The following is a 13,910-nucleotide window of genomic DNA, read 5'->3' as shown; positions in this document are numbered from 1 at the left end:
TTATATAACTGGTCTGCTCTCGCCATCACCCGTATTTATATTCAAAATACCAACATCTTAGTTACCAATTTGTTACATAAAGCAAAGAATGAATCTAAAATGTCTGCAGCTACATTTAACTTAAACCGTAACGAAATTAAGATGATTTAATTGGAATATACAATGAAAAAACTAACACAAGGATTGCTCCTTTCCTTGCTATGTTTCGGTGGCCAAGCTCATGCTGCGTCAACTGGTACTATCGATTTACTCACCCATCCTGTTGGCATTATATGCCTTGTTATTTTTATCTTTGCTTATGTGCTCGTCATACTCGAAGAAAAAATTCACTTACGCAAATCAAAACCCGTATTGGTTGCAGCCGGGATTATTTGGACCCTTATTGCTTGGCAGTACAGTGCACAAAACTTATCTGATCTTAGCACCGACGCATTTCGTCACGCCTTGTTAGAATTTTCGGAGTTAATGCTATTTTTGCTCGTTGCGATGACCTACATCAACGCCCTAGAAGAGCGTCGTTTATTTGATAGCTTAAGAAGCTGGCTGGTTGCTAGAGGCTTTAGCTACAAGCAATTATTTTGGATAAGCGGTGTACTGGCATTTTGTATTTCACCTGTAGCCGATAACTTAACTACTGCCCTACTTTTATGTGCAGTGGTAATGAAGGTAGCAGCATATGATAACCGCTTCATTGCTATGTCGTGCGTCAATATTGTAATAGCCGCAAATGCCGGTGGCGCATTCAGCCCGTTTGGTGACATCACGACTCTGATGGTTTGGCAAGCCGATGTTGTTGCCTTTACCGAGTTTTTTGTTTTATTCCTACCAGCTTTAGTCAGCTATATTATTCCTGCATTTGTTATGTCTTTATTTATCAATAACCGTCACCCGGATACGGCCGATGAAGATATTGAACTTAAACGCGGTGCGCTTCGCATATTGTGCTTATTCTTACTGACAATACTCACCGCGGTGGTGCTAAAAACCGCCTTTGGTTTACCACCGGTTGTGGGCATGATGATGGGTCTTGGCTATTTACAGTTTTTTGGTTACTTCTTACGCGTGACACTCCCCGGCTCTCTTGCCAGAAAGCGCGCCATGGCAGAGCGTGAAGGTGACAAAGAGCGCTTATCTCGCTTAGGTAACGTTGTTCCTTTTGATGTATTTAGCCGTGTATCGAGAGCCGAGTGGGACACGCTCTTGTTCTTCTATGGCATCGTTATTTGTGTTGGAGGCTTAGGGTTTATCGGCTACTTAGCGCTGCTTTCTGACTTACTTTATAACAACTGGTCTGCTACCGGTGCGAACATTATTCTTGGTTTAATGTCAGCGGTAGTCGATAACATTCCAGTGATGTTTGCAGTGTTACAAATGATGCCTGATATGTCGCACGGTCAATGGCTGCTTATTACGCTAACAGCAGGAATTGGTGGCAGCCTGTTATCAATTGGCTCTGCGGCAGGAGTTGCACTAATGGGTCAAGCGCGAGGGATCTACACATTTAATAGCCACTTAAAATGGTCGCCGGTCATTTTACTAGGTTACTTTGCTGGAGTATTAACTCATTTATACCTCAATACAGCCTACTTCGGCTAAGACTTAATAAAGTAAAAACCCTTATCACTTTGAGGGTTTTTACTTTAAATATTCCACAATGAGCAGTTTATAAACAGACATGTCGTAATAAGCTGTGTTTTTGTCGTAAAAAGTCAAGATTAAGGCAGGCGCTTTACTTTAGTCTAATAATTCACAAATAAGGTGAATTGAGGACACACATATGAGCCAAATGAATTCTGTTGCCATGCAAAATGGCAAGCTGCATGTAAAACAAATTGATATTCCTACACCTGGACCCGGCCAAGTACTGGTAAAAAGCCTAGCTTGCGGTATTTGCGGTTCTGATATTCATATAACCCGCCACACCAGCGATGTATTCGATATCTATAAAAACCTTGGCATCATGGCTAAAGATGCAGGCGATGACCAAGAAGTGTTATTAGGCCATGAGTACGCGGCAGAAATCGTTAGCTACGGTCCAAATACTAAAGGCGAATTAGCTAAAGGCACCCGCGTAACCTCAGTGCCAATTTTACTTTCTGCGGGCGGCGCTGGCGTAGGTGTAACCCCTGGGCTATATGGTGCCTACTCTGAATACTTTATTGTTGATGAAGCCTTACTATTACCTATCCCTGATGCTGTTCCATCAGAAGCGGCAGCCATTACAGAACCACTTGCTGTTGGCCTGCACGCAGTAAACCGCTCACAAATGCATAATGATGATGTTGCCATTGTGGTTGGCTGTGGCCCAATTGGCCTTGCCGCGATTGCCGCGTTAAAGCTTCAAGGCGTAAAACACATCGTTGCCTCTGATCCACAAGAGAGCAAAAAACAAATTGCCCTTGAATTTGGCGCCACAGAATATGTTAACCCTATGGAAGATGATGAAGTTGCTACAGCCGCAGCACTTGCGGGTAACAACAAGGTCGTTATTTTTGAATGTGCCGGTGTAAGCCGCTTATTGAACGACTACATTTTACGTGCACCGGCAAAAGCAAAAATCATTGTAACAGGTGTACATACCGCGCCACTAAACGTTAACTTTGCCTATGCCACAGTGAAAGAGCTCGACCTTATTTTCTCTTATTACTACCAGCCAGAAGAGTTTGCACAATCACTTGAGAACATTGCGTCAGGCAAAATTGCATGGCAAAAAATGCGTACTGGTAAAGTCGGCATAGACGGCGTACAAGGTGCATTTGATACCTTATTTAAACCAAACGACCATATCAAAATCATCATTGAACCATGGCGCACAGGCGAGCTTGAAAAAGTAACGGGTTAATTTAATTGGGGGTTGCTGAAGTAACTTGGTAGCCCCTACAGGAATCGAACCTGTAACTGCCCCTTAGGAGGGGGCCGTTATATCCATTTAACTAAGAGGCCACTCAAAAGTTGAGGTAAAGCTTGTAACTTGTAACTTGTAGCTTGTAGCTTGTAGCTTGTAGCTTGTAGCTTGTAGCTTGTAGCTTGTAGCTTGTAGCTTGTAGCTTGTAGCTTGTAGCTAAAATTATAACGGTCTAAGGCTTTGGTAATCAAGAGAATAAACCAATCGACTTGTGAGTAAGTCGATTGGCAAAATAATGAAGCTAGTTAACGCGAGCAGTTGCTGATTTGATTGACTCATTTTTTAGCACAAAATAAGGGATCACTTTTTGTGCGCTGGCAATAACCAGCTTTGATTTTAAGTTAATTACTCGAGCATTCACTTCAACACCATTTGGGCGGTATATCAGCGTGCCTGTAAGTACATGGCTGGCAATGCGACGCTCTGCCAACTCTTCTACATCACGCGACATCACAAAATCACCACGCGAGGTCACACTAATGATATCCATCGCTTTAAAATCAACAACGCCAAAGCCAAATTTTTGCAGCTGGTGCATCATTGTTTCAGAGAGTTGATTACCAAGTTGAGAGCTATTTTTTAGGCTCGCATCTAAATCAACAAAGCTAGTTATGGCTATTCCTAACTCGCTTTCTTGTTGCATGGTATCCACTAACTCAAGGGCCATTTGCTCGACATAATTAACAACGGTTTTATGATGTTGATAAGGCACAAATAAACGATGGTTAGCGTTATCCTGCTGCATATCATTTTGTTCAAGCGCTTGTAGCATAGCAACGTAATCGACTTGAGTATTTGCTGATGCAGGTACATTTTGAGCTGTATTTTGCGGCTCTGCTGATTGCTCTGGCAGCAATTGGCAGCCAGATAGTGCGAGCGTTAACGATGCTAAGATAAAACCTTTCATAGCTTACTCACTTGCTTGTTTTAGTGTAATACCATCACTGCGGTTGGTACTATCAAGGGCATCTACCACTGATTGCGGGATAAAACCTTGCGCTGACCCTACAACTGCTTTGCTTGCTAAACCAACAATACGGGCATTAACGAGCACACCACTTTGATGATTAACCAAAGTACCTGCCAATACATAATTAAAGTTTTGATCTTGGCTTAGCTCTAAATAATCACGACTGAAAACATAATCACCACTTGGCGTAACACGCATATAATCCGTGGTTTTAAAATCAATGACAGGCACACCAAACGCATGAAGTTCATGAATAAAACTTTCGGCAATTTGATTACCCAGCAAATTTGTTGAGTTGTAATCTGCATCAAGGTACACAAAGCTTGAAACAGCAACTGGTGTGTTATCACTAACATATTGCAAGTTTTCAACTAAATCCTGCATGATGCCACGTACATAGTGATTGATATTTTTACGAGTTGGGGCTGCTGTAAAAGTGCTGTTATTCATTACCGCCTGATTGGTTTGAAACACACTGTCATTACTATGCGGCGCGGCAACTTTTCTTTGCGCAGCTAACTGAGGATCATTTTCGTGTTGTGTTACATCACCAGTTAACATTGATGAGCAACCAAAGCCAAACGGCAAACATAAAGTTAAAATTAAACGTTTCATTAAATGAGTTCCTCTTAATATTCGCTTCGATACAACTGGCCATCACGTTGCTGAACTTTTTCAGCGCCCCACATTACATTGATAGGGATCTCAGTGCTTGCTGCTGACACAATTCGCAGATCTTTGGTATTCACTAATCGGGCATTTACTATGTAGGCATGTTGTTGCCGCGTCAGTGTGCCGGTAATAACAAAGTCAATATTCTGACGTTGACGTAAGGTATTTACATCACGACTAAGTACACTATCGGCCGATTGCTGCAAATTTAAAGTATTTTCTAATCGATACTCTATGGTATGAAAACCAAGCTGAGTAAATTGCGTTAATAAACTTTCTTGAATTTGCTGACTCAAGCCACTGCCCTGATCTTCTGCTAAATCAGTACCTAAGCCATCAGCCATATAAAAACTGGTCACAGCAATACGTGCATTGCCTTTGTAAGGGCCTTGAATACGGCTCAGCTGACTACTTAAATCAGCAACGTATTGATGCACCGTATAAGGTGCCATCGGCGATTTTGGGGTTTCTCTAGGGGGCGTTTTTTGTGGCTCTTCAGTTAAGCTACAACCCACCAACACTAAAAAAACTGAATAAAATAACAGGCGCATAATTGCCATCCTCACTAAACTTAGTAAGTACAAAGCAATAATTATGCCTAAGTATTATTGTTGATGGGATTATTATGAAAAGCCGAAGCGTGGTAACAAGAACACGTCACTTCTAAAATACCAATAAGCTAGCATTGCATTCAGACAATGATTTAATTGTGTAGGCTGATGTAGCTAATTTTTTGAGGAGGCGAATGGTTTATCAGAAGGGTCAATTCCCTTCTGTTGTTAAATAAGCGGTTATAGCATCTGCCCAATAAACGGTGCCGTCACACAGGTTTGCCCCATTCTTTTGGCTATCTCACAAAATGCAGTAGCCTGAGTATAATTTGCAAATGGACCAGCCCTCAATCCATACAAGGTTACGCCTTTTTGCTCTCGTGTTTTAAAACGAAAATCAAGGTCATTTAAAACAGCAGGATAATCACGTTTAAGCTTTAAGAGCTGATGACTAACTTTTTTCGGCGTTAAATATAAACCTAATTGCACGCCCGCTTCAGCCGCTTTATTTGCTGCAATAATCGCCTCAAGTGAGTCTGTGGATGATGCTTGCTGTACTTGCGTTTGTTCGCTTTGATGAATAATCACATCATTTTGTGGCTCAAATTGTGATGGTTGTGCGGTTAAATCGCTATTGGCTGAAAGCACTTCGATTAACAACGCAAGGTCTTTTTCCATCAACGCAAGACGCTCAATACTAGGTTGTTTATTATGCCACTGGGCAGCAAATTGCTGTACTTGCTGCTCAGTGTAAGCTGGCTGGGTTTGCTCTTGGCTCATCATACATGCTGTTAGAGCAGTTAAGCAGATGGTTATAAATAGATATTTAGAGAAAATAGAAAAATGCATGGTGACGTCAATTCTAAAAAACAGACTTAAATCTTAGCAATAAAAATGCCATCTTTAGAGTGAATATTTGACGCTAAAAATAAATTCGGTTGTCAGTGTAGTTACTTACCCAGCAATCAATGCCTTGTCGTTTAATCGCTTCACAATCAGCTTTCGCGTTTTTCAAATACTTATAGCCACCAAACTTAAGTCGATAGTAGGTATGCTCATTTACATCAGCGACTTCAACATTAAGTATCGGCTTTCCTTGAAAAATACTGGGCGCTCGTTTAGCCATTTTCTTTAATGTATAAGCTAGATCTTGTTCCGTATTAACAGACGCTAATTGCAAAGCAAATGCATAGTCAGGTTTAACAGAGTCTTTAGAGTCGCTTGATAGTGCTTGAGAAGTATCAGCCTGATCTAACACTGTACTGACCGGTTCACTTTGGGTTTGCGCCAACAAAAATGAGTTTTGCATTAGCGTTACATCGCTAAGGTACTGAACAACATTGAAAACAGGAAGCTTGTTAAAAGAGATATCAGGAAATGCCTTATTACTGCAACCAGACACAGTCAATAACACCAACAGGTATATACTGTAACGCAAAGGTTTTGAGCAATATTTCATAAGTAGGATTCTTAAACGTACCATTAAAAATTTGCTTCTTTTTAAAGAAGTCTATCTGTTAGCACTTACCTATACAAAAACCATAAAAGTGATTTACGGCATTGCATAAGAAAACTCTAACACATTATTTGTTATTATAATATTTTCAGTACAGTGCTTAACTAACTGCAATAAAAACTTAATGACACCCTAATACTTAAGTTTTCATATTAGACAACCTAAAGCAATAAAAATCCGTCTTTACATAGGTATTTTTATAAGTATAGCTGAGTTTAACTATCCTACAGGGGTAAATAAGCATCTCACTGATCTTTAATCTTAACAATGCGTTAAGACTTAGGTATATCAGAAAAATCCTTTATTGGGTAATAATCGACAATTGGGAGGAACATGTAAATAACAAAAAAGTGCCATATAGACACTTTTTTTACATAATTTTCAACTAGGTAATTTGAATTGCTTATTTAACAAGCGACTTTATGAAGTCTGTAAGCTCACCTTTGAATTCATCACGACGCAGTGCAAACTCAACGATGGCTTTTAAATAACCAATTTTGCTACCGCAATCATGGCTTTTACCCTTCATTGAGTAAGCATCAACAATCTCTTTTTCCATGAGCATGGCAATGGCATCTGTTAATTGGATTTCATCGCCTGCACCGGCTGGGGTTTTTGCAAGTAATGGCCAAATATTTTTGCTCAATACATAGCGACCCACAACAGCAAGATTTGATGGTGCTTGATCAACTGGAGGCTTTTCAACCATATTTAAAATAGCTGCGCTTTCACCTTGATTGATTTTTACATCACCTAAGTCGACAACACCGAACTTGTCTACTTCGTTTTGCGGCACAGGCTCAACCATGATTTGGCTCTCACCGGTGGTTTCAAAGCGCTGGATCATTTCAGCTAAATTATCTTTTTTAAGGTCGCTTGCTACATCATCGATGATCACATCCGGTAAGATAACAACAAACGGTTCATCACCTATGATAGGTGCAGCACAGTTAATCGCATGACCAAGGCCTTTCGCTTCACCTTGGCGAACATGAATAATTGTTACATCTTTCGGGCAGATTGATTGTACTTCTGCAAGTAACTGACGTTTAACACGCTTTTCTAGCGTTGCTTCTAACTCAAAACTGGTATCAAAGTGGTTTTCAATTGAGTTTTTACTTGAATGCGTTACTAAAACAATTTCTTTAATTCCTGCTGAAATTGCTTCATTCACAACGTACTGAATCAACGGGCGGTCAACAATAGGAAGCATTTCTTTAGGGATTGCTTTTGTTGCAGGTAACATACGCGTGCCAAGACCAGCAACTGGGATCACTGCTTTCATTGATTTCTCCTTAAATTTTATTGTTCTTAAACTGAAAACGGATACTTAATTGCATCGTGACACTGATAACCTACTACTTCAAAATCGTCTTTTGTAACCCAGGTTTCAATGTCTTCTAGTGATTTAATATTTGGGTTTATTTTTAATTCTGGCGACGCGAATGGCTCACGCTTAAGCTGCACATCACGCATCAACTCAAGTTGGTTTTCATAAATATGCGCATTCGCTATTTTATGATACGCCTTACCCGGTTTGTGGCCGGTGATTTGTGCAACTAAAGCAAGTAACACAAAACATTGAATTTGATTAAAGTTCAAACCCAGCGGCACATCGCAGCTACGTTGGTATGATGTTAAGTATAAGGTATCGCCCAACAAAGAAAAGGTGTGCGTGTGCATACAAGGGCGTAAACAGCCTAACTCAAACTCACCTGGGTTATAAAAAGTGACGATTTCACCGCGATCATCAATCCCTTTTGATAAGTTATCGATAACTTTTTTAAGTTGATCAAGGTGGCTGCCATCCGGACGTTGCCAACTGCGGCCTTGCACACCATACACTCGACCCATATCATCTTCACCACGACGATGTGGATTTTCAAGCCAAGCTTTGTTTTCGTTTGCGTTAGCATTCCAAGTCATACAGCCGATATCACGAAACTGTGCAGCGCTGTCGTAACCACGTAAATAACCAAGTAACTCCGCAATCGCCGCTTTGTAAAAGCTCTTGCGCGTTGTTATTAGCGGAAACTTATTATTTGCCACATCATATTCAAGATCGGCATTAATAACGGTTAAACACTTAGTCCCTGTGCGTTTGTTCTCAACCCACACACCTTCGTCAACAATACGCTGACATAAATCTAAATACTGTTTCATTGATTTGCTCTTGTTATGCTTTGCTTGCCACGCTGTGTTGCGGCTTTTTATAGGCCCATATTAACAAACCAAGGCCACCAATTACCATCGGCAATGACAGTATTTGCCCCATCGAGATAAAGCCTGCGAATAAACCTAAATGAGCATCTGGCTCACGGAAATATTCAACAATAAATCTAAACACGCCATAGCCAAGTAAGAACACCCCAGCAACACTTCCCGCTGGACGAGGCTTTTTGATAAACCATTGTAAGATTAAGAACAGCACCAAACCTTCTAAAAAGGCTTCGTATAATTGTGATGGATGACGGGGCTCTGGGCCACCTGATGGGAAAATAAACGCCCAAGGTACATCTGTCACTCGGCCCCATAACTCGCCATTAATAAAGTTACCAATACGTCCAGCTAGTAAACCAAGCGGTACGAGTGGCACTACAAAATCGCCCACTTCAAATAATGATTTTTTACGGGTCCAAGCAAAAATTGCAATGGCTGTAATTACACCCAGAGTGCCACCATGGAACGACATACCACCTTGGTCAATTCTAAATAAATACAGTGGGTTTTCAATAAAGTAGCTGAACTGATAAAACAATACATAACCAATACGGCCGCCTAGTATTACCCCGAGCATGCCGTAAAATAATAAGTCACTAACTTGTTCTTTTGTCCAACCTGAGTTTGGTTTTTCTGCTTGACGATTAGCAAGCCACATAGCCAAAGCAAAACCAATTAAATACATTAAACCGTACCAACGTACGCTAAGCGGGCCTACCGAAAAAATAACCGGATCGATATCTGGAAATTGAAGAGCCATAAAAATAAAAACCTTTAACTAAACACCATTTTAAGCGCAATTATGACAAGTAATAGCGCGAATACTTTTTTTATTGTTGCCACAGGCAAGTAATGCGTGGCTTTGGCACCTATTGGCGCAATGAGCGACGAGGTAACCACAATCCCCACTAACGCAGGTAAATACACAAATCCGGCAAATCCATCACTGAAAGATGTTAATTGCCACCCGGCAGATACGTAACCCACCGAGCCGAACAGCGCAATGACAATACCACATGCAGCAGCACAACCAATGGCCTTTTTAATATCAACAGAAAAATAATGCAGTAGCGGCACAATAAGCGCCCCGCCGCCAATACCAATTAGCCCCGACAGCGCCCCCATTATGGCACATAAAAAGCCAAGAATAGGCCCTGATGGAAGCGGTTTTTCACTGGCGGCTTTTTTTCGTGTCGATAACACCATTCTGAGCGCGATAAACACCACGCTACCAGCAAAAACAAAGCGCAGTAGCTGCTCGGGGATAAAGCTTGCTGCAAAACCACTGATCAATGCGCCTAGGCCAACACCAGTCATAACCCATGGGGCAATTTCCCAAGGCACGTTAGCATTACGATGATGAGCAAGGGCTGAAGAAGTCGAGGTAAAAATAATGGATGCTAACGAGGTTGCTATCGCAATGACTAATACATGGCTTGGATCGGCAACATTAAACGACACTAACAGCGCACTAAGTACCGGCACGATAATAAGACCACCACCAATGCCTAATAATCCGGCTAAAAAGCCAACCACACTGCCCAAAATTGCGCAGTACACCATTAAAAGTATTACGTCATGCATAGCACACTCATATATTCAATTTGTTATATACATATACTAAACTAATATATATACCCAAACCACCTCAAGATGCGAGTTTCAGTTGGAATTAAAAGCGATTTAGGCAAGGCATTGATTGCAAGTAATAGTGGTTCTATTGTTAAAATCAATAACGCAGTATAAATCGCTTTTAAACCAACCCTTTGGGCATTTCGCAAGCACTTACTCTCATCGTTGTTACTTCTTAAAAGGGACTGCCATTCTTGCAAAGTAACGCCTTGATATTAAGCACCTGTGAAACGCTGAATTCTACATCTTGAGATGGCTTGGGTATAGGCGCTTCACAGCACAATTTTCCCTCATGATTGGCCTTGGCTTGGGGTATAAAATAGCTCACCGAGTTGATGTTCAATCATAAAGTTACGCGTTAACCTAAGTACATGTTTTGCAGTGGGTTGTAATAAACACTCTGCAAGTAACTTTTCCATATCACTGACATTTAATCGCCTAAGCACAAACTTAATTTTACTAATCGAAGCGTAGTTCATACTCAAGCTTCGATAACCCATCGCAATAAGCAGTAAAGCGCCTTCAGGGTCGCCTCCTAACTCACCACACAAACTAAATGGCAACTCATGTTGTTGACACTCTTGTGCTATTTTTAACAGCACTCTAAGTACACTTGGGTGATAAGGGTTAAATAGCTCAGCAACGCGGGCATTAGAGCGATCAACTGCCAGCATATACTGGGTTAAATCGTTGCTACCTACAGAGCAAAAATCGACTTTTTGCGACCACTCTTCAAGCATAAATACACTTGAAGGTACTTCTAACATCACGCCGATTTCAGGGCGTTCTATTGCCTGTTCGGGGTATTGCTCACTTAACTCAAAATAGGCTTGTTCGAGCAATTTTAACGATTCATCGACTTCCTCTGAACCACTGATCATCGGCAGCATGATTTTTAAATTACCCAAACCAATATTGGCTTTTAACATTGCCTTGAGCTGATCTAAAAATAGCTCTGGATGGTCTAAGGTCACGCGAATACCACGCCAACCTAAGAATGGGTTTTCTTCTGTTATATTGAAGTAATCTAAAACTTTATCGCCACCAATATCGAGTGTACGCATCACCACAGGATTAGGGTGGTAACTCGTTAGCACTTCGCGATACCAGCTTTCTTGCTCTGACTGTGAAGGAAATTGGCCTTTTTGCATAAACCAGGCTTCGGTGCGATAAAGACCTACCCCATCGCAAAATGGCTTATTGTCATGCTCGGTATTTAATTCAAGACCCGCGTTAAGTAATAAGCTAATGTGTTCGCCATCTTTAGTGACGGCATCTAGGTTTTGCTCTGCCACAAAACGGTCGTTCAATAAGGCTTCTTGATATTTGAGCTGACTGTATTCCTCTTGCAGCATTTGTGAAGGAGAAATATATAAACGCCCTGCATAGGCATCTAAAATCATTTGCTTGCCTTCAAACTGCAATAACGGCACATCTTCAATGCCCCAAATAGCAGGGATCCCCATAGCACGAGTTAATATAGAAGCATGACTATTTGCCGCACCATTAACACTCACAACCCCGGCAAGTTGCCCTTTAGGTACTTCAGCAAGCATTGCTGGGGTTAATGTACCGGCAATTAAAATAGTGTCTTTAGGGTAAGGTTTTGCCGCATGCTCAGTATTAACTAAGTGATGTAAAACCCGTAAACCAATATCTTTAACATCAACAGCACGCTCTTTAATGTAAGGATCTTGCATGGCATTGAATTGAGTCACTAATTTCTCAATAACAATTTTCAGGGCGCTTTTAGCATTCCAGCCTTGTTGTAATTGCGCTTCAACATTTTGACCAAGACTTTTGGCATCAAGTAACTGCTGATAAACATCAAATACCGCCAGTGCCTCTTGCGGAATAGAGTCACTCAGTGTCATCGATAAGGTATTAAACTCGTTCCGCGTCGCAGCCACTGCTTGGGTAAATAGCTTACGCTGGGTGCTCATATCGTCGTCTTTTTGCAGTTCAATAGAGCTAAAGTCAAGTTTAGGGATCACCACAAAGGCTTCACCTATAGCAATACCTGGTGCACTTGATACCCCTTTTAATACTGAGGTTTGGTGTGAAAACTCATCGACGCGTAATATTTCTTTTATTTCTGCATGAGCTAACTGAGAAGCTAGCTGTGCCGAGAGCGTAATTAAAAATGACTCTTCGTCAGGGCTAAAAACACGGGCTAGTTTTTGTTGAACAACAATAACGCCTAAAACCTTTTTCTGGTGCACGACTGGCACAGATAAGAACGCGTTATAGCCTTCTTCATTGACTTCAGGTGAGAGTTTAAAACGTGGGTGAGACTTAGCAAAAGCAATATTGATAGGCTCTTCACGCTGAGCAACAAGACCAACGAGACCTTCAGTAAAGCCAATACGAAACTTACCCACTGCATCTGGGTTGAGGCCTTGGGTGGCCATCAATACAAAGTTATCTTGACTATAATCTGCAAAATAAATCGAGCAGCACTGTGTTTGCATGGCATCTTTTACCATTTGCACAAAACACCCCAGCGCACTATTTAAGTCCGCCTGTTGCGACACTGCCTCAGCAATTGATCTGAGCGTGGCTAACATGATGCTGCTCCTTTGATTTAAATAAGGTTGCCCTTATCGTTTATGTCGCCAATGATCTTTGTGTTGCTCTCGTTTATTAAACGGCATTGCAAACGGAGCAAACTCTTTCATTACTCGACGATATACATCGCGCTTAAACGAAACAACTTGCCTAACCGGATACCAATAACTCACCCATCGCCAATCATCAAACTCGGGGTGATGAGTTTTAAGTAAATCTACATCTTCATCTTTACAACGAAGTTTCAGTAAAAACCATTTTTGTTTTTGCCCAATACACACAGGACTTGAGTCTCTGCGAATTAAACGCTTGGGTAATTTATAGCGTAACCAATGTTTAGAACTTGCGACGATCTCAACGTCTTCAGGAAGCAAGCCCACTTCTTCGTGTAATTCTCTGTACATGGTTTGCTCTGCTGTTTCGCCGTCATCAACACCACCTTGGGGAAATTGCCAAGAGTGCTGACCATAGCGACGAGCCCAAAATACTTGTCCCTGATTATTGCAAATTACAATTCCGACATTGGCACGAAAACCTTCGGCATCAATCACCTTAGTGCCTCATTTGTAAGTCGATTTTTATTGATTGTTCCACATAACCTGCGATACAGCAAACACTTTACACCTAAGCCTAAATTAGATTGAAAATTTATTTTTTAACAAACACGTTTAATCAAGGTGTTACGAAGTAATTATTATAAAAATGTGCTGTTTGATTAAAATAACTATTTACAACCGTATTTTCATCATCTTACCCACAGCTTGTGCATAACTTTTGTAAATCATGCCTAAATTGCAAACAAATCCACAATCCACAGTTTAAATATCCACTTTCTCCACAGAAACTGTGGATAAACATGTTTATATATCTGTATTT

13 protein-coding genes and 1 tRNA gene are annotated in these 13,910 nt (G+C 41.0%); 2 read left to right on the top strand and 12 right to left on the bottom strand.

Going from position 1 to position 13,910, the window contains the following annotated elements; genetic code table 11:
• The first annotated feature begins 162 nt into the window (after positions 1 to 162).
• Both nhaD and L1D51_RS16335 read left to right on the top strand, forming a co-directional pair.
• Positions 163 to 1,596 carry a sodium:proton antiporter NhaD gene (gene nhaD, locus L1D51_RS16340; RefSeq protein ID WP_082401589.1) on the top strand — a complete coding sequence of 478 codons (1,434 nt, stop codon included), beginning with the start codon at positions 163 to 165 and terminating at the stop codon, positions 1,594 to 1,596.
• Between the two features lie 181 nt (positions 1,597 to 1,777).
• The gene (locus L1D51_RS16335; RefSeq protein ID WP_054562229.1) at positions 1,778 to 2,842 is read left to right on the top strand and encodes a zinc-binding dehydrogenase; all 1,065 of its coding nucleotides are present in this window, start codon (positions 1,778 to 1,780) and stop codon (positions 2,840 to 2,842) included.
• A gap of 26 nt (positions 2,843 to 2,868) precedes the next feature.
• On the opposite strand, the gene L1D51_RS16330 is transcribed toward L1D51_RS16335, so the two are convergent.
• The 12 genes from L1D51_RS16330 to rppH form a co-directional block, all read right to left on the bottom strand.
• Positions 2,869 to 2,943 (bottom strand) — tRNA-Arg (locus L1D51_RS16330).
• Positions 2,944 to 3,146: 203 nt separating this feature from the next.
• A complete protein-coding gene (locus tag L1D51_RS16325) occupies positions 3,147 to 3,812 on the bottom strand; it encodes a FlgO family outer membrane protein (RefSeq protein ID WP_239964210.1) in 666 nt (221 codons plus the stop codon).
• 3 nt (positions 3,813 to 3,815) lie between these two features.
• Complete coding sequence (locus L1D51_RS16320) at positions 3,816 to 4,490, bottom strand: FlgO family outer membrane protein (RefSeq protein ID WP_239964209.1); 675 nt, start codon at positions 4,488 to 4,490, stop codon at positions 3,816 to 3,818.
• Between the two features lie 14 nt (positions 4,491 to 4,504).
• The gene (locus L1D51_RS16315) at positions 4,505 to 5,098 is read right to left on the bottom strand and encodes a FlgO family outer membrane protein (RefSeq protein ID WP_055020737.1); all 594 of its coding nucleotides are present in this window, start codon (positions 5,096 to 5,098) and stop codon (positions 4,505 to 4,507) included.
• A 240-nt stretch (positions 5,099 to 5,338) separates the two neighbouring features.
• Positions 5,339 to 5,947, bottom strand: a complete 609-nt coding sequence (locus tag L1D51_RS16310) for an SPOR domain-containing protein (RefSeq protein ID WP_239964208.1) — start codon at positions 5,945 to 5,947, stop codon at positions 5,339 to 5,341.
• Between the two features lie 73 nt (positions 5,948 to 6,020).
• Positions 6,021 to 6,557 carry an SPOR domain-containing protein gene (locus L1D51_RS16305; RefSeq protein ID WP_054562234.1) on the bottom strand — a complete coding sequence of 179 codons (537 nt, stop codon included), beginning with the start codon at positions 6,555 to 6,557 and terminating at the stop codon, positions 6,021 to 6,023.
• Between the two features lie 460 nt (positions 6,558 to 7,017).
• Positions 7,018 to 7,899, bottom strand: coding sequence for a UTP--glucose-1-phosphate uridylyltransferase GalU (gene galU / locus L1D51_RS16300; RefSeq protein ID WP_054562235.1), 882 nt, complete (start codon positions 7,897 to 7,899; stop codon positions 7,018 to 7,020).
• A 26-nt stretch (positions 7,900 to 7,925) separates the two neighbouring features.
• On the bottom strand, positions 7,926 to 8,777 hold the full coding sequence (locus L1D51_RS16295; RefSeq protein WP_054562236.1) for a thymidylate synthase: 852 nt from the start codon (positions 8,775 to 8,777) through the stop codon (positions 7,926 to 7,928).
• Positions 8,778 to 8,790: 13 nt separating this feature from the next.
• Positions 8,791 to 9,594 carry a prolipoprotein diacylglyceryl transferase gene (gene lgt, locus L1D51_RS16290; RefSeq protein WP_054562237.1) on the bottom strand — a complete coding sequence of 268 codons (804 nt, stop codon included), beginning with the start codon at positions 9,592 to 9,594 and terminating at the stop codon, positions 8,791 to 8,793.
• A gap of 14 nt (positions 9,595 to 9,608) precedes the next feature.
• A complete protein-coding gene (locus tag L1D51_RS16285; protein WP_055020682.1) occupies positions 9,609 to 10,418 on the bottom strand; it encodes a sulfite exporter TauE/SafE family protein in 810 nt (269 codons plus the stop codon).
• A 338-nt stretch (positions 10,419 to 10,756) separates the two neighbouring features.
• A complete protein-coding gene (ptsP, locus tag L1D51_RS16280; RefSeq protein ID WP_054562239.1) occupies positions 10,757 to 13,033 on the bottom strand; it encodes a phosphoenolpyruvate--protein phosphotransferase in 2,277 nt (758 codons plus the stop codon).
• A gap of 33 nt (positions 13,034 to 13,066) precedes the next feature.
• Positions 13,067 to 13,585: an RNA pyrophosphohydrolase gene (gene rppH, locus L1D51_RS16275; protein ID WP_054562240.1), complete on the bottom strand. Its 519-nt coding sequence runs from the start codon at positions 13,583 to 13,585 to the stop codon at positions 13,067 to 13,069.
• Between the last annotated feature and the right edge of the window lie 325 nt (positions 13,586 to 13,910).

The sequence above is a fragment of the Pseudoalteromonas shioyasakiensis genome (assembly GCF_022398475.1).
Classification (GTDB): Bacteria; Pseudomonadota; Gammaproteobacteria; order Enterobacterales; family Alteromonadaceae; genus Pseudoalteromonas.
The sequence above is the reverse complement of the archived record's forward strand: the minus strand, read 5'-3'. Positions and strand labels throughout refer to the sequence as shown.